This window comes from Streptomyces venezuelae (genome assembly GCF_008642355.1).
GTDB classification, from domain to species: domain Bacteria; phylum Actinomycetota; class Actinomycetes; order Streptomycetales; family Streptomycetaceae; genus Streptomyces; species Streptomyces venezuelae_B.
Genome location: NZ_CP029193.1, coordinates 6,722,197 through 6,745,027, shown reverse-complemented (window position 1 = coordinate 6,745,027; position 22,831 = coordinate 6,722,197). Strand labels below are relative to the sequence as shown.

General features: G+C 71.9%; 18 protein-coding genes and 1 pseudogene. 8 read left to right on the top strand and 11 right to left on the bottom strand.

Translation table 11 applies throughout. The annotated features are described in order from the left end of the window. Positions 1 to 24 precede the first annotated feature (24 nt). Positions 25 to 402: a helix-turn-helix domain-containing protein gene (locus tag DEJ47_RS30820; protein ID WP_150173743.1), complete on the bottom strand. Its 378-nt coding sequence runs from the start codon at positions 400 to 402 to the stop codon at positions 25 to 27. Continuing rightward, entirely contained in the window at positions 399 to 677 is a 279-nt protein-coding gene (locus DEJ47_RS30815; RefSeq protein ID WP_150173741.1) for a thiamine-binding protein, read from the bottom strand. The genes DEJ47_RS30820 and DEJ47_RS30815 overlap by 4 nt, the downstream gene beginning before the upstream one ends. Before the next feature lie 126 nt (positions 678 to 803). Between DEJ47_RS30815 and DEJ47_RS30810 the strand changes: the two genes are divergently transcribed. The 3 genes from DEJ47_RS30810 to DEJ47_RS30800 all read left to right on the top strand — a co-directional run bounded on the left by DEJ47_RS30810 (position 804) and on the right by DEJ47_RS30800 (position 4,201). Further along, positions 804 to 1,628: a TIM barrel protein gene (locus DEJ47_RS30810; protein WP_150173739.1), complete on the top strand. Its 825-nt coding sequence runs from the start codon at positions 804 to 806 to the stop codon at positions 1,626 to 1,628. 45 nt (positions 1,629 to 1,673) lie between these two features. Next, the gene (locus DEJ47_RS30805; RefSeq protein ID WP_150173737.1) at positions 1,674 to 2,564 is read left to right on the top strand and encodes a 2-hydroxy-3-oxopropionate reductase; all 891 of its coding nucleotides are present in this window, start codon (positions 1,674 to 1,676) and stop codon (positions 2,562 to 2,564) included. 179 nt (positions 2,565 to 2,743) lie between these two features. Continuing rightward, the gene (locus DEJ47_RS30800) at positions 2,744 to 4,201 is read left to right on the top strand and encodes a catalase (RefSeq protein WP_150173735.1); all 1,458 of its coding nucleotides are present in this window, start codon (positions 2,744 to 2,746) and stop codon (positions 4,199 to 4,201) included. A 349-nt stretch (positions 4,202 to 4,550) separates the two neighbouring features. On the opposite strand, the gene DEJ47_RS30795 is transcribed toward DEJ47_RS30800, so the two are convergent. Together DEJ47_RS30795 and gcl are read right to left on the bottom strand one after the other, a co-directional pair. Further along, on the bottom strand, positions 4,551 to 5,807 hold the full coding sequence (locus DEJ47_RS30795; RefSeq protein ID WP_150173733.1) for a Shedu anti-phage system protein SduA domain-containing protein: 1,257 nt from the start codon (positions 5,805 to 5,807) through the stop codon (positions 4,551 to 4,553). Positions 5,808 to 5,904: 97 nt separating this feature from the next. Continuing rightward, positions 5,905 to 7,692: a glyoxylate carboligase gene (gene gcl, locus DEJ47_RS30790; protein ID WP_150175974.1), complete on the bottom strand. Its 1,788-nt coding sequence runs from the start codon at positions 7,690 to 7,692 to the stop codon at positions 5,905 to 5,907. 282 nt (positions 7,693 to 7,974) lie between these two features. Between gcl and DEJ47_RS30785 the strand changes: the two genes are divergently transcribed. Continuing rightward, positions 7,975 to 8,688, top strand: coding sequence for a hypothetical protein (locus tag DEJ47_RS30785; RefSeq protein WP_150175973.1), 714 nt, complete (start codon positions 7,975 to 7,977; stop codon positions 8,686 to 8,688). Here the strand turns inward: DEJ47_RS30785 and DEJ47_RS30780 are convergent. Then, on the bottom strand, positions 8,675 to 9,955 hold the full coding sequence (locus DEJ47_RS30780; RefSeq protein WP_398337054.1) for an MFS transporter: 1,281 nt from the start codon (positions 9,953 to 9,955) through the stop codon (positions 8,675 to 8,677). The genes DEJ47_RS30785 and DEJ47_RS30780 overlap by 14 nt on opposite strands. A 115-nt stretch (positions 9,956 to 10,070) precedes the next feature. On the opposite strand from DEJ47_RS30780, the pseudogene DEJ47_RS30775 reads away from it, so the two are divergent. Then, positions 10,071 to 10,456, top strand: a pseudogene (locus DEJ47_RS30775) (GNAT family N-acetyltransferase). On the opposite strand, the gene DEJ47_RS30770 reads toward DEJ47_RS30775, so the two are convergent. Then, positions 10,434 to 12,068 carry an AMP-binding protein gene (locus DEJ47_RS30770; protein ID WP_150173731.1) on the bottom strand — a complete coding sequence of 545 codons (1,635 nt, stop codon included), beginning with the start codon at positions 12,066 to 12,068 and terminating at the stop codon, positions 10,434 to 10,436. The pseudogene DEJ47_RS30775 and the gene DEJ47_RS30770 sit on opposite strands and share 23 nt — an antisense overlap. Continuing rightward, positions 12,065 to 13,780 carry an AMP-binding protein gene (locus DEJ47_RS30765; protein WP_150173729.1) on the bottom strand — a complete coding sequence of 572 codons (1,716 nt, stop codon included), beginning with the start codon at positions 13,778 to 13,780 and terminating at the stop codon, positions 12,065 to 12,067. The genes DEJ47_RS30770 and DEJ47_RS30765 overlap by 4 nt, the downstream gene beginning before the upstream one ends. Positions 13,781 to 13,951: 171 nt before the next feature. On the opposite strand from DEJ47_RS30765, the gene DEJ47_RS30760 reads away from it, so the two are divergent. Beyond that, a complete protein-coding gene (locus DEJ47_RS30760) occupies positions 13,952 to 14,800 on the top strand; it encodes a helix-turn-helix transcriptional regulator (protein ID WP_150175971.1) in 849 nt (282 codons plus the stop codon). Between the two features lie 24 nt (positions 14,801 to 14,824). Here DEJ47_RS30760 and DEJ47_RS30755 read toward each other — a convergent pair whose 3' ends face one another. Together DEJ47_RS30755 and DEJ47_RS30750 are read right to left on the bottom strand one after the other, a co-directional pair. Continuing rightward, positions 14,825 to 17,302 (bottom strand): FtsX-like permease family protein, encoded by a 2,478-nt coding sequence (locus tag DEJ47_RS30755; RefSeq protein WP_150173727.1) that lies wholly within the window; start codon positions 17,300 to 17,302, stop codon positions 14,825 to 14,827. A 5-nt stretch (positions 17,303 to 17,307) separates the two neighbouring features. After that, positions 17,308 to 18,069 (bottom strand): ABC transporter ATP-binding protein, encoded by a 762-nt coding sequence (locus tag DEJ47_RS30750; RefSeq protein WP_150173725.1) that lies wholly within the window; start codon positions 18,067 to 18,069, stop codon positions 17,308 to 17,310. Between the two features lie 229 nt (positions 18,070 to 18,298). On the opposite strand from DEJ47_RS30750, the gene DEJ47_RS30745 reads away from it, so the two are divergent. Both DEJ47_RS30745 and DEJ47_RS30740 read left to right on the top strand, forming a co-directional pair. Further along, entirely contained in the window at positions 18,299 to 19,570 is a 1,272-nt protein-coding gene (locus tag DEJ47_RS30745) for a sensor histidine kinase (protein WP_150175970.1), read from the top strand. Then, on the top strand, positions 19,534 to 20,202 hold the full coding sequence (locus tag DEJ47_RS30740; protein ID WP_150173723.1) for a response regulator: 669 nt from the start codon (positions 19,534 to 19,536) through the stop codon (positions 20,200 to 20,202). Before DEJ47_RS30745 ends, DEJ47_RS30740 begins: the two co-directional genes overlap by 37 nt. A gap of 1 nt (position 20,203) precedes the next feature. On the opposite strand, the gene DEJ47_RS30735 is transcribed toward DEJ47_RS30740, so the two are convergent. Next, entirely contained in the window at positions 20,204 to 21,361 is a 1,158-nt protein-coding gene (locus DEJ47_RS30735; RefSeq protein ID WP_150173721.1) for a winged helix DNA-binding domain-containing protein, read from the bottom strand. 73 nt (positions 21,362 to 21,434) lie between these two features. After that, positions 21,435 to 22,700: an APC family permease gene (locus DEJ47_RS30730; RefSeq protein ID WP_150175969.1), complete on the bottom strand. Its 1,266-nt coding sequence runs from the start codon at positions 22,698 to 22,700 to the stop codon at positions 21,435 to 21,437. Positions 22,701 to 22,831 lie beyond the last annotated feature (131 nt).

Sequence of the window (22,831 nt, the reverse complement as noted above, 5' to 3'; positions counted from 1 at the left end):
CTCGGCTGCGCACCGTGAGGGAGCTCACTCGCCTTTCGCGGCGTTCTCCCTGTTCAGGTAGTTGTAAACGGTGAAACGGCTGACGCCGAGCGCGCCCGCCACCGTCTCGACGCCGTGCCGGACGGAGAACGCGCCGCGCGCCTCCAGTATCCGTACGACCTCCTGTTTCGCCTTGCGGTCCAGCTCGGACAGGGGCCGGCCCCGCTTCCGCTCCAGGGCGAGCAGGATGTGGTCCAGCGAGTCGGCGAGCTGCGGCAGCCGCACGGCCACCACGTCCTCGCCCTCCCAGGCGAGCACGACGTCGTCGGTCCCCGCCTGGTCGGGCGGCATCATCTCGCCGCCCATGGCGTCCACCAGCGGTTTCACCGCGGTGACGAAGGGGTCGTCCCCAAAGCCGGTCACTTATCCGCCTCCCCCGGGCCCGCCGGCTTCCCCGGCTCGCCGATCACGTTGACCTGGAGCGAGACGCGGGTGGCGCCCGCCCCCAGGGACCGGCGCAGCATCGCGTCGACGGCATCCAGCACCGCGTCGACGTCGCCCTCGGCCGTATTGCCGAACGGACCTACGTCCACGGCGTCCAGCGGGGCCCCCTGAATGACCTCACGGGCCACCACCGCGTGGGCGGGGGCCTCGTCGAGATCGAAGGGTTCGGTCGTGAACTCCACTCTCAATCGCACGCTCAACAACCTAATGCCGCCGTCGGAATTTTCGGCAGCCCCCTCTTGACAGCTTCCGCGGATCGGAGGCAGTCTTCCACCAGACAGAAATGAACTTCCGCAATACGGAAGGAGCGCGGAAGCCCCATGGGATACTCCGACCAGCGCTTCAATGTGAACCTGTCGATCCTCTTCACCGAGCTCCCGCTCCTTGAGCGCCCCGCGGCCGCCGCGAAGGCGGGCTTCGGCGCGGTCGAGCTGTGGTGGCCCTGGGTCGACGCCCCCACCCCCGAGCAGTCCGAGCTCGACGCCCTGAAGAAGGCGATCGAGGACGCGGGCGTGCAGCTGGTGGGCCTGAACTTCTACGCCGGTCAGCTCCCGGGCCCCGACCGCGGCGCCCTGTCCGTCCCCGGCGAGGAGAGCGAGAAGTTCCGCGCCAACCTCGCGGTGGCGGCGGACTTCGCGAAATCGCTCGGCTGCACGGCGCTGAACGCGCTGTACGGCAACCGCGTCGACGGCGTGGACCCGGCCGTCCAGGACGAACTCGCCCTGGAGAACCTGGTGCTCGCGGCGCGTGAGGCCGACCGCGTCGGTGCGATCCTGCTGATCGAGGCGCTGAACAAGCCGGAGTCGCCGCTCTGCCCGATCGTGAGCGCCCCCAAGGCGATCGAGATCGTGGACAAGGTGAACGCGGCCACCGGGCTCGGCAACGCGAAGTTCCTCATGGACCTGTACCACCTGTCCATGAACGGCGAGGACCTGCCGTCGGTCATCGAGCAGTACGCGGCCAAGACCGGCCACGTGCAGATCGCGGACAACCCCGGGCGCGGGGCTCCCGGCACGGGATCCCTTCCTCTTGAGGGTCTCCTCGACCAGCTCAAGAAGGCGGGCTACGAGGGGTGGGTCGGGCTGGAGTACAAGCCGGGCGACCGCCCGAGCGCCGAGGCGTTCGGCTGGCTGCCGAAGGCCTGAACCGCTCACCCGTTCACCGCAGTTGCAGTCAGAAAGGCACCCTCAATGAGCAACCTTCCCAAGATCGCGTGGATCGGCCTCGGCATCATGGGCTCCCCCATGTCCGAGAACCTGATCAAGGCGGGTTACTCCGTCACCGGCTACACCCTTGAGCAGGACAAGCTGGACCGTCTGGCCGCGGCCGGCGGCACCGCCGCCAAGTCCATCGCCGAGGCCGTCAGAGACGCCGACGTGGTCGTCACGATGGTGCCCGCGTCGCCGCAGGTCGAGGCCATCGCGTACGGTCCCGACGGCATCCTGGAGAACGCGAGGTCGGGCGCGCTGATCGTCGACATGTCGTCGATCACCCCGCAGACCTCCGTGGACCTGGCCAAGGCCGCCAAGGAGAAGGGCCTGCGCGTCCTGGACGCCCCCGTCTCCGGTGGCGAGGCCGGCGCGATCGAGGCCGTGCTCTCCATCATGGTCGGCGGCGAGCAGGCCGACTTCGACGAGGCCAAGCCGCTCCTGGAGGCTCTGGGCAAGACCATCGTGCTGTGCGGTCCGCACGGCTCGGGTCAGACCGTGAAGGCCGCCAACCAGCTCATCGTCGCCGTCAACATCCAGGCGTGCGCCGAGGCCGTGGTCTTCCTGGAGAAGTCCGGTGTGGACCTGAAGGCCGCGCTCGACGTCCTGAACGGAGGGCTTGCGGGCTCGACCGTGCTGACCCGCAAGAAGGACAACTTCCTGAACCGGGACTTCAAGCCCGGCTTCCGGATCGACCTGCACCACAAGGACATGGGCATCGTCACCGACGCCGCCCGCAACGTCGGTGCGGCCCTGCCCGTCGGCGCGGTCGTCGCCCAGCTCGTCGCCTCGCTGCGCACGCAGGGTGACGGCGGCCTCGACCACTCCGCCCTGCTGCGCGCCGTCGAGCGCCTCTCGGGCGCCGAGCTCTAGCCACGCCGCTGGAGCTCCCCTCCAACTTCCGGGCCGTGGCGGCGCTGACACCTGTCCTGTCGCGCCCAGGCGTCGCCGCGGCCCGGAACTCCATCATCAACTTCAACAAACTGTTGACGTAGCAGTTCAGGGGTCCTTACGCTCCGAACACCTCAGCAGTCACAGCACGGAAGGTCACGATGTCGAAGCGCGTGCTTACGACCGAGTCCGGCGCCCCCGTCGCCGACAACCAGAACTCCGCCACCGCCGGCGTCGGTGGCCCGATCCTCCTGCAGGACCAGCACCTGCTGGAGAAGCTCGCCCGCTTCAACCGTGAGCGCATCCCGGAGCGCGTGGTGCACGCCCGCGGCTCCGGTGCGTACGGCTACTTCGAGGTGACCGACGACGTCACCGGCTTCACCCACGCCGACTTCCTCAGCGAGATCGGCAAGCGCACGGAGGTCTTCCTGCGCTTCTCGACCGTGGCGGACAACCTGGGTGGCGCGGACGCCGTCCGTGACCCCCGTGGCTTCGCGCTGAAGTTCTACACCGAAGAGGGCAACTACGACCTCGTCGGCAACAACACGCCGGTCTTCTTCATCAAGGACCCCATCAAGTTCCCCGACTTCATCCACTCCCAGAAGCGTGACCCGTTCACGGGCAAGCAGGAGCCGGACAACGTCTGGGACTTCTGGGCGCACGCCCCCGAGGCGACGCACCAGATCACGTGGCTCATGGGCGACCGCGGCATCCCCGCCTCGTACCGCCACATGAACGGCTACGGCTCGCACACCTACCAGTGGACGAACGCCAAGGGCGAGGCCTTCTTCGTCAAGTACCACTTCAAGACGAACCAGGGCATCCGCTGCCTCTCCGCCGAGCAGGGCGCCGAGACCGCGGGCAAGGACCCCAACTCGCACCAGACGGACCTGCTTCAGGCCATCGAGCGCGGTGTGAACCCGTCCTGGACGCTGCACGTGCAGATCATGCCGGCGGCTGAGGCGGCCGACTACCGCTTCAACCCGTTCGACCTCACCAAGGTGTGGCCGCACAAGGACTACCCGCTGCAGCGCGTGGGACGCCTGGTCCTGGACCGCAACCCCGACAACGTGTTCGCCGAGGTGGAGCAGGCGGCCTTCTCCCCGAACAACTTCGTTCCGGGCATCGGCCCCTCGCCCGACAAGATGCTCCAGGGCCGCCTGTTCGCGTACGCGGACGCGCACCGCTACCGCCTGGGCGTCAACCACACCCAGCTCGCGGTGAACGCGCCGAAGGCGACGAAGGCCGACAACTACGGCCGCGACGGCCTGATGGCGTCCAACGCCTACGGCCGTGACCGCAAGAACTACGAGCCCAACTCGTACGACGGCCCCGTCGAGACGGGTCAGCCGCTCTCGGCGCCGCTCGCCGTCGCGGGCTACACCGGCACGCACGAGGCCGCGACCCACACCAAGGACGACGACTTCTTCCAGGCCGGTGAGCTCTACCGCCTGATGTCCGAGGACGAGAAGTCCCGTCTGGTGGCGAACATCGCCGGCGGCCTGTCGCAGGTCTCCCGCGACGACGTCATCGAGAAGAACCTCGCCCACTTCCACGCCGCCGACCCCGACTACGGCAGGCGCGTCGAGGAAGCGGTCCGCGCGCTGCGCGAGGACTGAGCGAGTTCCGCTGTAACTCCCAGGCTGCGCCAGTGGGTTGACGGGAGGTCGACCCACCGGCGCTGAGCCCGCACCGCCACGGACCCGGATGAGGGGTGGTCCCGTGCGCACCGCGGGCAGTCCGCTCCGGCGGACAGGCACGGGTCCGCGGCGGCTCTGCGAGCCAGTGCGGTGGTAAAGGTCCGACGGGCTCCCTTCTCGACCTGAGGGAGGGGAACCCCCGGTCCATCGCAGCCGCCGCGGTCCCCACCGACGCCCCCCTTCTCTACGGGGGCCCACAGACTCCGTCCGGCAGCGCGTATGCATGTTCCGCCAGTCGCGCGCGGTCGGACGGGCACCACGCAAGACCTCACGGCCGGAGCGCCGGGTACGGACGGTCCCGTACCCGGCGCTCTTCCGCGTGCGCGGGGCCCGCGAGGGAAAGGCGGGCGTTGTCGAGGAGCTCTTTGTAGGTGAGGACCTCGACGCGGCTGACATGGGAATTGAACGTCCGCAGAGCCTCGTTGATCTCCTTCTCCGGCACGTCGGACTGCACGTCGGGGTGGCCGACCAGGACCAGCGCGCTCGCCCTGCGCGTCTCGATGCCGAACTCCTCGCGGATGCGGTCGCGGTTCTCGTCGAGGCCCACCAGGTAGTTGACCGCTTGGCCCACGGCGTCGTGCACCTGGGCCGTCGGCACCCAGGCCCCCCGGTGCTTCTTCACCAGCGCGCCCTGCAGGCCCCTCGCTCGCTTCAGCTCCACCACGTGCAGGGAGCCGTCGCCGCGGAGCAGCGGGATGTCCAGCTCGTCACCGGGCACCAGGCGGCGCTGGGCGAACTCGGCGACATAACGGCCGCCGAAGATCCAGGGCTGGCCATGGAGAGCACGCTGCAGGTCGTGCTCGGACGCGTCGGGGTCCTCGACGACCTTGCGCAGCTCCTCGAGGCCGGCTGCGCGGCGCCGCAGCTCGGCCGCCCGCAAAAGAAGCCGCCCCTCGTCGTCGGCGGCGAGCAGCGCCAGTGCCTCCGGTGAGGTGGTGATCCGCTTGGCCGCCTCTGCGGGGTCCTCGATGTCGATGCGGCCGTCACGCAGGATGCGCTCCAGCCAGAGCGCGATCTCCGCGCTGCCGCGCGGGACGACGTAGCGCCCGGGGCGGTCTGCCGGTGCCTCCAGGAACCGGGCGTCCCGTTCCAGGCTCCGCAGCCGGTCCGACAACTCCCGCGCGGAGGCCTGCGGTTGCTCGGCGAGGTAGCTCTCGCAGGCGTCCGCCGCCTGGGCGTAGCCCGCCGCGACGATGCCCCCGATGCCTCCGCCGCCCGAGCGGCGCTCGCCGTCCCGGAACAGCCGCAGCCGGTCGTCCAACTCGGGCTTGAGAATGCGCCCTTCGGCGTAGTCCAAGGCGTCCTGCACGAGGCGTACGACCTGCCACTCGCCCGCCGCGGCCGCCTTGCCCCGGGCCTCCGCGAGCAGCCCGAGGAGCTTCTTGCCGCCCCGGATGTTCCCCCTCGGGTCCGAGCGCAGGTGCCGTGCCACGGCTGCCAGGCACTCCCCCGTGCCCGCGTCCGCCGCCGCCTCCGCGGCGATCTGCACCTGCTGCTCCAGCGTCGCGTCAGCTCTCGGTTGCATGCCGGCCAGTGTGCCGCCCGGCACTGACAGTCCCGCACGCCGAAGGGGCGGCCCACCCCCCACGGGTGGACCGCCCCGGTCAGTGGGTCGGCCGGTGTCAGACCTTCAGCGGGCGGATCGCCGTCGGCGCGTGGCCCGGCTCCGTCGCGAGTTCCTCGAACTCCTTGACGGCGCTGATGTCGGCCGTCGGGCTCATCGAGATGTTCGTGATGCGCTCCAGGATCGCCTCGACGACGACCGGGACCCGGTACTCCTGGGCCAGCTTCTTGGCCTGCTCGAACGCCGTCCCCAGCTCGTTCGGGTCGGTCACGCGGATCGCCTTGCAGCCGAGGCCCTCGGCGACCTTGACGTGGTCGACGCCGTACACACCGAGCTCGGGGCTGTTCTGGTTCTCGAACTCCAGGTTGACCTGGAAGTTGATGTCCAGGCCGATCTGCGCCTGACGGATCAGGCCCAGGTAGGCGTTGTTGACCAGGACGTGGACGTACGGGATGCGGTGCTGTGCGCCGACCGCCAGCTCCTCGATCATGAACTGGAAGTCGTAGTCGCCGGAGAGGGCGACGACCTGCGTGTCCGGGTCCGCCTTCGCGACGCCGAGCGCGGCCGGGATCGTCCAGCCGAGCGGGCCCGCCTGGCCGCAGTTGATCCAGTGGCGCGGCTTGTAGACGTGCAGCATCTGCGCGCCGGCGATCTGCGAGAGGCCGATCGTCGTGACGTACCGCGTGTCCTTGCCGAACGCCTTGTTCATCTCCTCGTAGACGCGCTGCGGCTTCATGGGGATGTCGTCGAAGTGCGTGCGGCGCTGGAGGGTCTCCTTGCGCTCCAGGTGGGAGGCGACCCACGCCGAGCGGTCCGGCAGCCTGCCCGCGGCCTTGAGCTCCTTCGCCACCTCGACGAACAGCTCCAGGGCGACCTTCGCGTCGGACGCGATGCCGTAGTCGGGGGCGAAGATCTTGCCCAGCTGTGTCGGCTCGATGTCGACGTGCACGAACTTGCGGTCCTTGGTGTACACGTCGAGGTTGTAGCCGGTGTGGCGGTTGGCCCAGCGGTTGCCGATGCCGAGGACGAAGTCCGACTCCAGGAACGTCGCGTTGCCGTAGCGGTGGCCGGTCTGCTGGCCGACCATGCCCGCGTTCAGGTCGTGGTCGTCGGGGATCGTGCCCCAGCCCATCAGCGTCGGCACGACCGGCGTGTCGGTGATCTCGGCGAACTCGACCAGCAGGTCGGAGGCGTCGGCGTTGATGATGCCGCCGCCCGCGACGATCAGCGGCCGCTCGGACTCGACCAGGAAGGTGATCGCCTTCTCGATCTGGGCGCGGGTCGCGGACGGCTTGTAGACCGGCAGCGGCTCGTACGTCTCCGGGTCGAACTCGATCTCCGTCTGCTGGACGTCGATCGGCAGGTCGATGAGGACCGGGCCCGGACGGCCCGAGCGCATCAGGTGGAACGCCTGCTGGAAGACGCCGGGGACCTGCGCGGCCTCCAGGACGGTGACGGCCATCTTCGTCACCGGCTTGGCGATCGACGCGATGTCGACGGCCTGGAAGTCCTCCTTGTGGAGCAGGTGCGTCGGCGCCTGGCCCGTGATGCAGAGGATCGGGATCGAGTCGCCGGTCGCGGAGTACAGGCCGGTGATCATGTCGGTGCCGGCGGGTCCCGACGTACCGATGCAGACACCGATGTTGCCCGGGTTGGTCCGGGTGTAGCCCTCGGCCATGTGCGAGGCGCCCTCGACGTGGCGGGCGAGGGTGTGGTCGATGCCACCGCCCTCCTTGAGCGCCTTGTAGAAGGGGTTGATCGCGGCGCCCGGCACACCGAACGCGTTGACGACGCCTTCGCGCTTGAGGATCTCAACTGCCGCGCGGGCAGCGGTCATACGAGCCATGGGGTTCTCCTGCTTCGACAACAACTTCGACAGCTGCGGCAGCTGTGTCAGCTGTTCGGCTGACGGATACGGCTGGCGGATCCGGCTCCCGTCGCGCCCCGCGGTGAGCTCCTGTTTCCGCATTGTGGAAATTTAGTTCTGCTATATGGAAGCAATGTAAGCGGGGGTGCCGGACACCGTCAAGAGAGATCGGTCAACTGGCAGCCGCCCGGCAACGCTTGGGTGGAGGATGGGGAGAGACCCGGGGTGGTGACGGCGGCGGTGACGGAGAGTGGCGTGCCGATGGTCCCGACAGTGCCGATACGGTGCCCGAAGTGCGGGCGCGAGCACGTGTACGCCCCGCCGTCCTACCCCTGCGCGTGCGGCGCCCCCGTGGCCCCGGCGGTGGGCCGGGACGCGACTCCCGAACCGGTCACGGACCGCACCTGGGCGGAGTCCTGGATCACGGCGCGCTGCGCGGCGTGCGGGCACGAGGGCCACTGGCCCCACCCGGAGCTGGACTGCTCCTGCGGGGCGGTACTGCGTGTTCCGGTCGCGGGGGCGACCCGCGTGCCGCCCGGACACCCCGCTCACATCCCCCTGCCGCGTACCGCCCCGCGTCCCCGCCCCGCCTTCCACCCCGTCACGATCCGCGACGCCCGCGATGCCGTGACCGTCGCCGCCCTCTACCTGCGCTGGCTCGGGTACCTGAACACCCGCAGCACCACGCGGCGCCCGCCCTCCGGGTCCCGGATCGCCGCCCGCGGCATGCTCGCGCAGGTCGAGCCGGCGCCGCGGCCCACCGCCCCGCGGGACATCGAGTGCCTGTGGCTGACCGCGCTGACGGAGGCGGGCGACACCCCCGTGGCGTGCGCGTTCTTCTCCCTCGCCGGTTATACGTCCGAGGCCCGCACACGCGCCGACTCCCTGGGCGTCCCTCTCTTCACGATGGACACGACCGGCACCCCCCAGCCGGTCAACGGAGCGGCGTACGAACTGGTGGCTACGGGCGCGTGAGGGACCCGGCGCCGCGCATGTGTGCCACGTGCCGGAGCAGCGCCGGCGTCGTGAGGACGGCGACCAGGCCGCACACCCCCGGCCAGCCGAAGGCCCCGTACGCGTGCACCGACAGCCACGAGCCGACGCTTCCGCCCAGATACGCGCAGGTCATGTACGCGGTGTTGAGGCGGGCCCGCGCCTCGTCGCTGAGTGCGAATATCCGTACCTGATTGGCGACCGTGCCGGACTGCATCGCGACGTCGAGCAGCAGCGACCCCACCGCGAGGGCGGCGAGCCCCACCGCCCCGCCGAGGCCGCCCGCGAACAGGACGGCGGCGGCCACGAGGACGGCGACCATGCAGACGAGATTCACCGCGTCGGAGCCCCGGCGGTCCACCTGGCGTCCCGCCACCGGCGTGCAGAGCATCGTCGCCGCGTTGACCAGCGCGAGCACGCCGACCGCCGACGCGCCGAGCCCGTACTCGGGCCCGGTCAGGAGCAGCGCGACGCCGGTCCACAGCGCGGAGAACCCACCGAAGATCATCGCCTGGTAGAAGCCGGAGCGGCGCAGGTCGGGCTCGGTGCGCAGGAGCCGCAGGGACGCGGCGAGCAGGGCGGGATAGCGCTGCCGGGTGGGCGCGGTCGACCAGGGCAGCGCGCGGGCCAGTACGCACGCGATGAGCAGCGCGACCAACGACGTCATCAGGTACGGCGCGCGCCAGCCAAGCCACTCCCCCACCGTCCCGCCGAAGACACGCGACAGCAGCATCCCGCCGATCGACCCGCTCAGGAGCGTGCCCGCGACGGCGCCGCGCCGCTCCTCCGGTACGAGTCCTGCCGCCGTCGGCGCGATGACCTGCGCCACGACGGTGGTGACGCCGACGAGGACGCTCGCGACGATCAGCGGCGATATCCCGGGCGCGGCGGCCGCGCCGAGCAGGCCGAGGCCGGAGAGGGAGAGGAGCGTGACGATGAGCGTCCGGTACGGGACGCGGTCGCCGAGCGGTACGAGGAGGAAGATGCCGCCCGCGTATCCGAACTGCGTGGCGGTCACGACGAGCGCGGCGGCGTCGGCCGACACGTGCAGTCCGTCGGCGACCAGGGGGCTGACGGCCTGCGGGAAGTAGACGTTGCCGACGGCCACGCCACAGGTGACGGCGAGCAGCAACACCATGCCCCGGCTCAGACCGGACGGCCCCACCCCGGCGGGGCCCGCGGTTCCGGATCCGGCTCCGGCTTCGACGGTCCCGGGCTCCTCGGGATCACCGGCCTCGGACAGACGCACACGCACCCCAGGGGATCGACGGGAAGGTCCACCTGCTCGACGGACCGGCCCACGATCCCCGCTCGCCCCGCCCCGGCACAACACATTTTGGCCGGGCCATATTCACCGCATGCGCATGCGCATCCGCCCCGCCACCGCCACCGACCTGCCCGCGCTCCAGGACATCGAGCGCGCGGCGGGCGAACCGTGGACCACCACGCGCCGCACATCGAGCAGGTCACCGTGCACCCCCGTGCCGCCCGCCGCGGCGTCGGGCGTGCGCTGATCGGGTACGCCGCGGGTCGCGCCCGGGAGGAGGGTGCGACCGCGTTGACGCTGACGACGTTCGCCGACGTGCCATGGAACGCCCCGTACTACGCCCGCGTCGGTTTCCGTCCGCTCGCGGACGCCGGACTCACCCCGGCTCTGCGTGCCATCCGCGCGCACGAGGCGGAGCCAGGCCTCGACCGGTGGCCCCGTCTGTGCATGCGCAGCGACCTCACTCCCCGTAGCGCTCCCTGAGCTCGATCTTGCGGACCTTGCCGGAGACCGTCATGGGGAACGCCTCCAGGACGCGCAGGGCCGCCGGGATCTTGTAGTGGGCCAACTTCCCCTTGCAGTACGCCTGGAGTTCCTCCAGGGTGAGGGCGTCGTCCGGGTCCCGCACGATCACGCAGGCCAGCGGCACCTCTCCGTACCGTTCGTCGGGGACGCCCACCACCTGCACGTCCGCGACCTTCGGGTGGCCGTACAGAAACTCCTCGATCTCGCGGGGGTAGATGTTCTCGCCCCCCTTGATGATCATGTCCTTGATGCGGCCGACGATCCGCACGTAACCGTCCTCGCGCATGACCGCGAGGTCCCCCGTGTGCATCCAGCGCCCGGAGTCGATGACCTCGGCGGTCCGCTCCGGCTCGTCCCAGTAGCCGAGCATCACGCTGTACCCGCGCGTGCACAACTCCCCGGAGGCGCCGCGCGGCAGCGTCACGCCGGTCGCGGGGTCGATGACCTTGACCTCGATGTGCGGCAGGACCCGGCCGACCGTGCCGGTGCGGCGTTCCAGGTCGTCGTCGCGGCGGGTCTGCGTGGAGACGGGTGAGGTCTCGGTCATGCCGTAGCAGATGGAGACCTCCTCCATGTGCATCTCGGCGACGACGCGCTTCATCACCTCGACCGGGCAGGGCGAGCCCGCCATGATGCCGGTGCGCAGCGAACTCAGGTCGTACGTCGCGAAGTCGGCGAGGTTCAGCTCGGCGATGAACATCGTCGGCACGCCGTACAGAGAGGTGCAGCGCTCCCGTTCGACGGCGTGCAGCGTGGCGACCGGGTCGAAGGACGGGGCGGGGATGACGATGCAGGCGCCGTGCGAGGTGGCGCCGAGGTTGCCCATCACCATGCCGAAGCAGTGGTAGAAGGGCACGGGCAGACAGACGCGGTCCCGCTCGGTGTAGCCGACGGTACGGCCCACCCAGTAGCCGTTGTTGAGGATGTTGTGGTGGGAAAGCGTGGCGCCCTTGGCGAAGCCGGTGGTGCCGGAGGTGTACTGGATGTTGACGGGGTCGTCGCAACTCAGCTCGGCCTCGCGGGCCGCGAGTCGTGCGTCGGTCACTCCGTCGGCCGCGGTCAGCAGCGCACCCCACGATCCTTCGTCCCCGATGTAGTGGACGGCGCGCAGTTCGGGGCAGCGGGGCCGCACCTCGTCGACGAGCGCGCGGTAGTCGCTGCTCTTGTGGGCCTGCGTGGCGATCAGGACGGAGACGCCGGACTGGTTGAGCACGTACTCCAACTCGTGTGCGCGGTACGCCGGGTTGATGTTGACCATGATGGCGCCGATGCGGGCGGTGGCGTACTGCACGAGGACCCACTCGGCGCAGTTCACCGCCCAGATCCCGACACGGTCCCCCTTGGCGACGCCCGCACCGAGGAACGCGCGCGCCAACTGCCGGATGTCGGCGCCGAATTCCGCGTACGTCCATCGCGTGCCCGCCGCGACGTCCACGAGCGCGTCCCGGTCGGGCCACGTCACGACGGCCCGGTCGAGGTTCCGCCCGATGGTGTCGCCGAGGAGCGGCGTACCGCTCGTACCGTGCGCGTAGGAGAGCGCGCTGGAAAGTGCTTCGTCTCGTCCGCTCACCGGAAGTCCTCCTCGCGGTACTCCGCGTCCGAACCCGCGGCGGTCGCCTCGCGCAGCTCGATGCGGCGGATCTTGCCCGACACGGTCTTGGGGAGCGCGCCGAACTCGATGCGGCGCACGCGCTTGTACGGGGCGAGCACCGCGCGCGAGTGCTCGAAGAGCAACTTGGCCGTGCCGGGGCCGGGTTCGAACCCTTCGGCGAGCACGACGTACGCCTTCGGCACGGCGAGCCGCACCGGATCGGGCGCGGGCACGACCGCGGCCTCGGCGACCGCCTCGTGCTCCAGGAGCGCGCTCTCCAGCTCGAACGGGGAGATCTTGTAGTCGGACGCCTTGAAGACGTCGTCGGCGCGCCCGACGTAGGTGATGTAGCCGTCGGCGTCGCGCGAGCCGATGTCGCCGGTGCGGTAGTAGCCGCCGGCCATCGCCTGTGCCGTGCGCTCGGGGTCGCCGTGGTAGCCGGCCATGAGGCCGACCGGGTCCGGGCCGAGGTCCAGGGCGATCTCCCCCTCCGTGGCGCCGGGCGCGCCGGTCACCGGGTCGAGGAGCTCGACGGCGAAGCCGGGGGTGGGGCGGCCCATCGAGCCCGGCTTCAGTTTCTGTCCGGGCGAGTTGGCGACCTGCACGGCGGTCTCGGTCTGCCCGAAGCCGTCGCGGATGGTGACGCCCCAGTCGCGCCGCACCTGTTCGATGACCTCGGGGTTGAGCGGCTCGCCGGCCGCGACGACCTCGCGCGGCGGGGTGCGCAGCTGGGTCAGGTCGGCCTGGATGAGCATGCGCCACACGGTGGGCGGCGCGCAGAACGACGTGACGCCGGCCCTGTCCATCTCCGCCATGAGCCGTGCGGCGTCGAAGCGGGCGTAGTGGTGGATGAAGACCGTCGCCTCCGCGTTCCACGGGGCGAAGAGGTTCGACCAGGCGTGCTTGGCCCAGCCGGGCGAGGAGATGTTCAGGTGGACGTCGCCGGGCTTGAGGCCGATCCAGTACATCGTGGCGAGGTGGCCCACGGGGTACGAGACATGGGTGTGCTCGACGAGCTTGGGCCGGGCGGTGGTGCCCGAGGTGAAGTAGAGCATCAGGGGATCGTCGGCGAGGGTGATGCCGTCGGGCTCGAAGACGTCGGGGGTGGGGGTGGTGTGCGCGGTGTCGTCGTCGGCACCGGCGTACGGGATCCATCCGTCGCGCGCGGCCCCGGGCTCCCCGCCGACGGTGATCCGTGTGTAGTCGCCGGGTACGTCGTCGAACTTCGCGGTGTCCTCGGGGCGTACGACGACGTGCCGGGCGCGGCCGCGGTCGATGCGGTCGCGCAGGTCGGCGGGGCCGAGGAGTGGTGTCGCCGGGATGACGACGGCGCGCAGCTTCATCGCTGCGAGCGCGATCTCCCAGAGCTCGGCCTGGTTGCCGAGCATGACGACGACACGGTCGCCGGCCCGGACGCCCAGCGCGCGCAGCCAGTTGGCGACCCGGTTCGAGCGGGCGGACAGGTGCGCGAAGGAGAAGCGCGACTCCGTGCCGTCCTCCTCGACGATGTGCAGGGCCGTGCGGTCGTTGTCCTGCGCGATGACGTCGAACCAGTCGAGCGCCCAGTTGAACCGTTCGGGCCGCGGCCAGGCGAAGCCTTCGTACGCGGCGGCGTAGTCCTCTCGATGCCGCAGGAGGAAATCCCGTGCGGTACGGAACTGCTCCGTGGCGCTCGTGCCGTCAGTCGTCATGTGCACCCCTAGTTGTGCTGAAGCTCGTGCCGTCGCTCGTGCTGCCGTACTCATTGCCGGACGCTACGGAACATCGTGTAATTCGTGAGGCGGATCTCACTACCCCCGGACGGGGGTGTCGCGAGGTGAAAGGGCGGGCGCGTGTCGGCTGACGGCGGCGAGACGGTGGAGATGCGGGCCGCTCTGCTGCGGCTGCGCCGCGGCACGGGGCTACCGGTGGCGTTCGGCGGTCTGCTCGACGGGCCGCGCCAGGTCCGCATCGGCGAACTCATCGGCACGGGTACGCGCGCGCTGCAGGGCCTCGCCATCTCGTCGGGGAACGGCCTCGGCGGCAAGGCGGTCGCCCTGTCACGGCCCTGCGCGGTCACCGACTACCGCGTCTCGCGGCACATCAGCCACGAGTACGACGCGGCGGTCGCGGCGGAGGGCCTGCGGTCGGTGCTGGCGGTGCCCGTGGTCGTACGTCGCCGGGTGCGCGGAGTCCTGTACGGCGCGCTGCGCGCGGCCCAGCCGCTCGGCGACCGGGCGCTGTCGGCGGCGGTGGCCGCGGCGCGGGACGTGGAGCAGGCGCTGGTCGTACGGGACGAGGTGCGGTCGCTGCTCGCGGCGGCGCGGGAAACGGTGGCGGGGCCGGGCGGGGGCCCGGGTCCGGGACCCGGGCCGGGGCCGGGGCCGGAGGCGTGGGAGCAGGTGCGGGAGGCGCACGGGGCGCTGCGCGCGCTGGCCCCGCGGGTCACCGACGCGTCCCTGCGGGCCGAACTCCTCGCGGTGTGCGGCCGCCTGGAAACGGCGGCACTCCTCCCCGGCCACCCCCGGGACCGCCCGGTGGCCCTCGCCCCGCGCGAGGTCGACGTGCTGTCCTGCGTTGCCGCCGGAGTGACGAACGCGACGGCCGCGGAACGCCTCGGCCTGCGCCCCGAGACGGTGAAGGGCTACCTGCGCTCGGCCATGCGGAAACTGGGTGCGCACACGCGCCTGGAAGCGGTGGTGGCGGCGCGCAGGGAGGGCCTGTTGCCTTAGGGGCTACAGGTGCCTCAGCGGGCTTCAAGGCCTGTACGGGACGTCCCGCCCGGCCCGCAGCGCCAGACCCGCAGGGACGACCGACGCCACCACGGCGAGCACCGCGCAGGCGCACAGGATCGCCCCGAGCGTCGCCCACGGGATCACGACGGGCGTCCACACCGAGAGCAGCCCCAGCGCGCCCCACATCCCCGCCAGGTTGAGCCCGGCGACCAGAGTTCCCAGCAGCCCGCCGATCACCACCACCGTCAGGGCCTCCGCGGCGACAAGGCGCAGCACCTGCCACCGCGTGGCGCCGGCCAGCCGCAGTGCCGTCAGTTCGCGGGTCCGGTCGGAGGTCGCCATGACCATCGTGTTGGCCAGGGAGACGCCCGTGTAGAGGAGAGCGATCCCGAGGACCATGAAGAGGCCCACCCGGGTCGTCCGGTCGGCCGCGGGGGCAGTCCCCCGCACCCACTCGTCCTTCGTGAGCACCTTTCCGCCCGACGTCCGCACCGCCTCGCGCAGGTCCGAGGCCGCTGCGGCCGGGTCCGCACCCGCCGCGAGGCGTACGTCGACCCGGTCGACGGGTGCCGCGGCGGCGTTGTGCGGGGTGACGTAGGCGCCGTTGTCACCCGTGCCGGTGGTCATGACGGCCGCGATCCGCAGGGACTTCCTCCTGCCGTCGCCGAGCCACACGTCCACCCGCTCGCCCACGGTGTGCTCCGCCCACTCCTCGTTGACGATGATCGAGTCGTCGTCCAGGTCCTCCGCCCTCCCCGCGGCCAGCGGGAGGCGTGCCGTGGCGGCGAGGGGTCCCGGTTCGACGGCTCTGGCGTCGGACCTGATGAGCGCCACGCCGTCCTCCAGGACGTACACGGCGGTCGACGAACTCGCCGCGACCTCGGTGGTGCCGTCCACGGCCCGGATCCGCCGCAGCGCCGGCTCGTCGAACCCGGTATCACCCGCCGAGGTGACCACGAAGTCGGCGGCCGTCCGCTCCCGCACCTCCGTCGCCTTCGCCCCGCCGAGGGTCGCCGTGGCGCCGAGCAGCGACCCGGCCAGCGCGACCGTGACGAGGACGGGAGCGGCGACGGCGGCGGTACGGCGCACCCCGGCGGCGGCGTTCTCCCGTACGAGCATCCCGCCCGCACCCGGCAGCCGGGCAGGCAGCCAGGCGACCAGCCGGGCCAACGGCCGCACCAGCACCGGCGCGAGCAGCGCGACGGCGGTGATCAGCAGCATGGGCCGACTCACATAGGTCTTGCGCTGCAGCAGCTCGCCCGGTGCCGTCACCAGAGCCAGGACCAGGGTCACCGCGCCGGTGGCCAGGAGCGCGGAGCCCGCCGCCCATCGGCCCCACGTCAGGGGCCGGGTGTCGACGGACGCCTCGCGCAGCGCTTCGGTGGGGCCGGTGCGCCCCGCACGCCAGGACGCGGCCATCGCACCGCACAGAGCGACGAGCAGGCCGGTCCAGAACGCCGCGTGGTAGGGCCAGGTGTGGTCACCGATGGTGAACCAGCGGGGCGCGAGGCCCTCGTGGACGGCCCACGCGGCGAGACGTGGTGCTCCGCAGGCGCCGAGCACGCAGCCGGCGGCCGAGGCGAGCACGCCGACCGCGAGCGCCTCGGCGACGACCATGCGGCGGATCTGCCCGGGGGTCGCCCCCGCCGTGCGGAGCAGCCCGAACTCGCGGCGCCGCTGGGCCACCGCGAAGGCGAAGGTGGACGCCACGACGAACACCGACACGAATCCGGAGACACCGCCCGCCGTGCCGAACAGGGCGTTCATGGCGGTGAGCGCCTCACTGTCCCGGTCGGGGTCGGCGTCGGCGTAGCGGCGCGCGTCACCGGTGAGAACCCGGACACCGCCGCCGTCGCTTGCGCGTACCACCTCGCGCACGGCCGCCGGGGCGGCATCCACCACGAGTTGGAGACTGCGCGGCGACAGTCGGGCCGCGCGGGCGTCGGTGTGGAACACGGCGTTCTCGAAGCCGAGTCCCGCGACGGTGCCGACGACGCGCACGGTGCCGCCGCCGGTCCGCAGCCGGGTGCCGGGACGGGCCCAGTCCCCGCTGACGACGACCTCGTCCGCGGCGCGGGGCGCGCGTCCCGCGTCGAGCTCGTACGGCGCGAAGGCCGCGGTGGACCAGGGGTGGCCCACCAGGTCGTCCGGACCGCGCTCCGCCCGCACGGCGAACGACCGGTCCTGTACGACGGTCCCGAGACGCCGCAGCTTCGCGACCAGCGCGTCCGGGACGGGGTGCGGCTGGGCGAGCTCGCGCGTGTGGATGCGGGTGCGGGTGGGGTCGTCGGGCGAGGTGGGCACCGTGAGGGTGTCCTGTCCCTTGACGACGACGGGCGCGGCGGCGAACCGGTCCGGGCCCCGTGCCGGTGCGTCCTGCGAGGAGGCCAGGGCGAGTGCCATGACGGCGATGAGGGCGACGCCCAGGGAGAGCGCGACGAAGCTGCCGACGAAGGTGGGCCAGCGGTGGCGGAGGGTACGGAGGGTGGTGCTCGGCATGGCGCTCAGCACGGTGCCGCCTCGAGGTTGGTCATGCGGGCGGCGATGGCGTCGGCGAAGGCGGCGCCGTTCAACCGTGTGGACCCGCCGCTCAGTTCACCGTTGACCCGCCCGTCGACGAGGAAGACCACACGGTCCGCGTGGGCCGCGGCGACGGGGTCGTGCGTGACCATGACGACCGTCTGGCCTTCCCGGTCGACCATGCCGCGCAGCAGGGCGAGCACCTCGCCGCCGGTCCGCGAGTCGAGCGCGCCGGTCGGTTCGTCGCCGAACAGCACGTCGGGCCGGGTGATCAGGGCGCGGGCGAGGGCGACCCGTTGCTGCTGGCCGCCGGACAGTTCCGTCGGCCGGTGCCGCGCCCGGTCGCCGAGTCCGACCTGCCGGAGCGCCTCGCGCACCTGCGCTTTCCTGGGGCGGCGCCCGGCAAGGCGCAGGGGCAGGGCCACGTTCTGCTCGGCGGTCAGCGAGGGCAGCAGGTTGAACGCCTGGAACACGAAGCCGATGCGCTCGCGGCGCAGCAGGGTCAGGCGTTTCTCGCCCAGCCCGGCCAGCTCCGTGCCGCCCACGGTGACCGACCCGGACGTGGGCCGGTCCAGACCCGCCGCGCACTGCAACAGCGTCGACTTGCCGGACCCGGACGGCCCCATCACGGCGGTGAACGTCCCCCTGGGGAACGTCAGCGATACGTCGTCGAGGGCGGTGACGGACGTACCGCCGGAGCCGAACCGCCGCGTCACAGCGCGCAATCGGATCGCGTCGTCTGTCATGTGTCGTGCCACCAGTACCCGCTCCTCGGCTCGTCGGTGGCACCACGAAACCGCGAAAGCCCCTGGTGACGCAGTACGGCGGGACCGAGACCCGGGGTAGGGCCAGGCATACCCCGGATACGGGCCCCGGCCTGATGGCAGCGGCCGACGGCGTCCCCGTACGGTCGTGCGCATGCATCCTCGGAACGTGCCGCAGGGGGCCGGGCGGCAAGGGAACCTCTGGCGGGCCATGTCCCGGCCCGGCTTCCTCCTGTCGGCCTGGCCCTGGCGCGCCGCCGCGTACCTGCTGACCGGCGCGGTGACCGGCGCCGTCACCCTGGTGGTGATCGTCGTGGTGGCGGCGGTCTGCGGCGCGCTCACCCTGGTCCTGGTCGGGCTTCCGCTGCTCGTCGTGGCCGCGCTCGGCGGAATCCCGGTGGCGGGGACGGAACGGCGCAGGCTCCGCCTGGTCGGCCGCGCCCCGGCGGCGGGACGCCACCAGGTGCCGACCGAGCCGGGCCTGCGCCCCTGGCTGACCACCCGGCTGCGCGAGCCGATGACATGGCGGGAGCTCGGGTACGCCCTGCTGTTCGCCGTGCTCCTGTGGCCGGTCGACGCCGTGGCGATCGTGGTCGCCCTGTTCCTGCCGCTTTCGGTGGTGGCGACACCCTTGCTGATGGCGACGGCCGGTGAAGGCGACGAGGCGAAGGTGCTGAAGCAGTGGACGGTGACCACGTGGCCAGCCGCGTACGCCGTCGCTGTCCTCGGCCTGCTCCTGCTGGCCCCCGGCGCGTACGTGCTCGGCGCCACGGCGGGCGCCCGAGCCGCCCTGACCCGTCTCCTGCTCTCCCCACCCGAGGGCGAGCTGGGCGCCAGGGTCGTCGAACTGGCGCGCTCCCGCGCCCGGTTGGTGGACGCCTTCGAGGCCGAGCGGCGCCGTATCGAGCGCGACCTGCACGACGGCGCCCAGCAACGCCTCGTGGCCCTGTCCATGACGCTGGGTCTTGCCCGGCTCGACGCCCCGCCGGGCCCGCTGGCCGACCAACTGGCCAAGGCACACGGTGAGGCGGGCGACGCGCTCGCGGAGCTGCGCGAACTCATCCAGGGCATCTACCCGAAGGTCCTCACCGACTACGGCCTCGAAGCCGCGGTCACCGACGCCGCCGACCGCTGCGCGGTCCCCGTCGACGTGGAGCTGCGGCTGCCGGGCCGGACCCCGCAGGCGGTCGAATCGGCGGCGTACTTCGTGGTCTGCGAGGCGCTCGCCAACATCGAGAAACACAGCGGGGCGGAGCGCGCGCGGATATCCGGCGGACATCGCGCCGGACGCCTCTGCCTGGAGCTGCACGACGACGGCCGCGGCGGCGCGGATCCGGCGGCGGGCAGCGGCCTCACGGGTCTCGCGGACCGGGTGTCGGTCCTGGATGGCAGACTTGCCCTGACCAGTCCGCCGGGCGGGCCGACTCTGTTGCGTGTGGAGTTTCCTTGCGAGTTGACCAGGGCGGCCGACCGCTCCGCGTAGTACTGGCCGAGGACAGCGTGCTGCTGCGCGAGGGACTCGTCGGACTGCTCGCCCGCTGCGGCCACGAGGTGGTGGCGGCCGTCGGGGACGCGCGGGCGCTGGTCGCCGCGGTCGAGGAGCAGGCCCCGGACATCGTCGTCACGGACGTGCGCATGCCGCCCGACTTCCAGGACGAGGGCCTGCACGCGGCGGTACGGCTGCGCGAGCGGCGCCCCGCGCTCCCGGTCCTGGTCCTCAGTCAGTACGTGCAGCGGTCGTACGCCGCCGAACTCCTGGACTCCGGCGACGGATCGGGCGTCGGCTACCTCCTCAAGGACCGCGTCGGCCAGGTCGAGGAGTTCGTGGAGGCGCTGCGGAAGGTGGCGGACGGCGGGACGGTGGTCGACCCCGAGGTGGTGCGCCAGTTGCTGCGCCGCCGCCGCGACCCGCTGGAGCAGCTCACGCCTCGCGAGCGCGAGGTGCTCGCGCTGATCGCCGAGGGCAAGTCGAACGGTGCGATAGCCAGGGAGCTGGTGGTGTCCGACGCGGCGGTCGGCAAGCACATCGGCAACATCCTGACGAAGCTGGACCTGCCGCAGACCGACGAGACGCACCGCAGGGTGCTGGCGGTGCTGACGTACCTGAGGGCGTGAGTCAGTCGCCGATGACGCTCCCGAAGCGGATGTCGTACGACGACGACGTCTCCGCGACACGCGTCAGCATCCACTCGGCCTCCCGCACCAACTCCTCCCGCTGCGCGCGCCCGAGCGCACGCCCGAAAGGCTCGATGGTGAGCAGGGCCTGCCCACTCCTCGGGTCCTCCTCCAGCCGCCACACTCCCGCGAGAAACCCGTCGAGCAGGAAGACGCAGTACGAAAAGTTCCCTTTCCACGTGCGCCCTCTGTACGCGGCTGGGATGACACGGGTCCGGTCTGCGTGCGACAGCAGAAGATTGTCGTACTCGGGAAGGAAGCGGGGCGGGGCCGGGGTGTCGGGGTCGGGGCGCGGTGCGTCGGGCAGGTCGAAGAGCTCGACGCCGTTCTCGTCGCGGAACGTACGCAGCCGGGGCCGGAGCCGCTCGAACACCGCACGGAGCCGGGTGAGGCGGGCCCAGGTCTGCATGTCCTTGACGGAGGCGGGCCCGAAGGCGGCGAGGTACCGCAGGACGGTGTCGTCGAGGGAGCCGACGCCGGATGCGGCCCCCGAGGAACCGTCACCCCCGACCCACTCCCCCAGCGTGGTGAGCGCGACCTGCCCGCTGCGCCGCCACAGCCCGCGCGGGGTGACCTGGACGAGCGGCAGCAGACAGCGGGCGGCGACGGCGAGGGACTGCGGGTCGGCGTCGGGCCACCGCACGAGCAGCACCTCACGGAGCTGCTTCATCGTGTGCGGCTCGGCCTCGACGGCCGCCCGCGCGATGTCCGCGAGCTCCGCCAGGTCGACGCCGACGAGCCCTTTCCTGAACCCCGTCAACTCCGCCTCGCGCGCGCCCTGGACGAGCGGCCGCAGGGTGCGGGCGTCGGCGGCGGTGTGCAGATGGATGGTGGAGCGCAGGGTGACGATACGGACGACTTCACGGGTTTCGAGGAGCGTGGAGAGCTCGCGGGGATCGAAGTCCGCGAGGCGGGCGGCGAGGGCGTAGTAGGGCGGCTTGACGTTCTGCGCCTGAAGACCGACGAGATGGCCGACGGCATCCTTGACCGACAGCTCATCCGTCCGACGCAGGAGGTGCTGCCGGTCGAGGGTGGCGCGGTTGAGGGCACGGGTTCCCAGGACGGGCGTTGACCGGCCCGAAGCCGACGTGTTCTTCATGGACGGCACGCTAACGGTGGTTGAGGACACCTACGGTCCGCGACCCCGCACGATTTCGGAGGTCCCGGCTTCGTCACGTGGCTCGGGCCGCCCTGCGGCGCGCCCCGAAGACCGCCGCCCCGACGAGCAGGACGGCCGCTCCCGTGATCACGGATGACAGCGGCAGGGCGAAGGCCAGGACGAGGCAGCCGGTGAGGCCGACGACGGGGACGGCGCGGTTCGGGCGGCCTTCGGCGGGGGTGAGGGTCCAGGCGGAGGCGTTGGCGATGGCGTAGTAGGCCAGGACGCCGAAGGAGGAGAACCCGATCGCTCCGCGGACGTCCGTGGTCGCCGCCGCCACGGCGACGACGGCGCCGACGAGGAGTTCGGCCCGGTGCGGAACCTTGTACTTCGGGTGCACGGCGGCCAGGGCGTGGGGCAGGTGGTGGTCGCGGGCCATCGCCAGGACCGTGCGCGAGACGCCGAGGATGAGGGCGAGCAGGGCGCCGAGGGCGGCCAGGGCGGCACCGACGCGTACGACGGGCGCGAGCCGGTCGGCGCCGGCGGTGTGCGCGGCCTCGGTCAGCGGCGCTCCGGCGGCGGCGAGACCGTCCGGGCCCAGGACCAGCAGGACGGAGACGGCGACGAGGGTGTACACGACGAGGGTGATGCCCAGCGCGATCGGGATGGCGCGCGGGATGGTGCGGGCCGGATCGCGCACCTCCTCGCCGAGTGTGGCGACGCGGGCGTAGCCGGCGAACGCGAAGAAGAGCAGGCCCGCCGCCTGGAGCACACCGCCCGCCGTCGCATCCGCGCCGATGTCCAGGTGCGCCGTGTCGACGGCGCCGGACGTGAGCGAGGCGACCACGACGGCGACGAGAACCGCGAGGACGACGGCGACGATGACGCGGGTGAGCAGGGCGGATTTCTGGACGCCCGCGTAGTTGACCGCGGTCAGGACGAGCACGGCGGCCACCGCGACCGCGTGGGCCTGGCCGGGCCAGACGTAGGAGCCGACGGTCAGGGCCATGGCCGCGCAGGAGGCGGTCTTGCCCACCACGAACGCCCAGCCCGCCAGGTAGCCCCAGAACTCGCCCAAGCGCTCACGTCCATAGACGTAGGTACCGCCGGAGGCCGGGTACTGCGCGGCGAGCCGTGCGGACGAGGTGGCGTTGCAGTAGGCCACGACGGCGGCGAGCGCGAGGCCGAGCAGCAGCCCGGAGCCGGCGGCGCGGGCCGCCGGGGCCAGGGCGGCGAAGATGCCCGCGCCGATCATCGCCCCCAGCCCGATCGTCACCGCGTCCGGCACCCCCAGCCGCCGCCGCAGCTCGTCCGGAACCCCGGCGGCGGGCTTGGACACCTTGTTCGACTCCACTGCTTCCCCTCGGCTGCGGGCGGGGTTCGGCGGCCCCGCTCTCGCGCGCACGATAGGCGACGGACGACCGCTACGGTCGCTTCGGCCGGCTCGGCGTCCGGGCTCAGCCGCCCTTT

Coding starts and splice junctions, on each gene's coding strand:
- DEJ47_RS30810 (WP_150173739.1), top strand. CDS start 804: ATGGGATACTCCGACCAGCGCTTCAATGTGAACCTGTCGATCCTCTTC.
- DEJ47_RS30805 (WP_150173737.1), top strand. CDS start 1,674: ATGAGCAACCTTCCCAAGATCGCGTGGATCGGCCTCGGCATCATGGGC.
- DEJ47_RS30800 (WP_150173735.1), top strand. CDS start 2,744: ATGTCGAAGCGCGTGCTTACGACCGAGTCCGGCGCCCCCGTCGCCGAC.
- DEJ47_RS30795 (WP_150173733.1), bottom strand. CDS start 5,807: ATGCAACCGAGAGCTGACGCGACGCTGGAGCAGCAGGTGCAGATCGCC.
- gcl (WP_150175974.1), bottom strand. CDS start 7,692: ATGGCTCGTATGACCGCTGCCCGCGCGGCAGTTGAGATCCTCAAGCGC.
- DEJ47_RS30785 (WP_150175973.1), top strand. CDS start 7,975: ATGGTCCCGACAGTGCCGATACGGTGCCCGAAGTGCGGGCGCGAGCAC.
- DEJ47_RS30765 (WP_150173729.1), bottom strand. CDS start 13,780: ATGACGACTGACGGCACGAGCGCCACGGAGCAGTTCCGTACCGCACGG.
- DEJ47_RS30760 (WP_150175971.1), top strand. CDS start 13,952: ATGCGGGCCGCTCTGCTGCGGCTGCGCCGCGGCACGGGGCTACCGGTG.
- DEJ47_RS30755 (WP_150173727.1), bottom strand. CDS start 17,302: ATGCCGAGCACCACCCTCCGTACCCTCCGCCACCGCTGGCCCACCTTC.
- DEJ47_RS30750 (WP_150173725.1), bottom strand. CDS start 18,069: ATGACAGACGACGCGATCCGATTGCGCGCTGTGACGCGGCGGTTCGGC.
- DEJ47_RS30745 (WP_150175970.1), top strand. CDS start 18,299: ATGTCCCGGCCCGGCTTCCTCCTGTCGGCCTGGCCCTGGCGCGCCGCC.
- DEJ47_RS30735 (WP_150173721.1), bottom strand. CDS start 21,361: ATGAAGAACACGTCGGCTTCGGGCCGGTCAACGCCCGTCCTGGGAACC.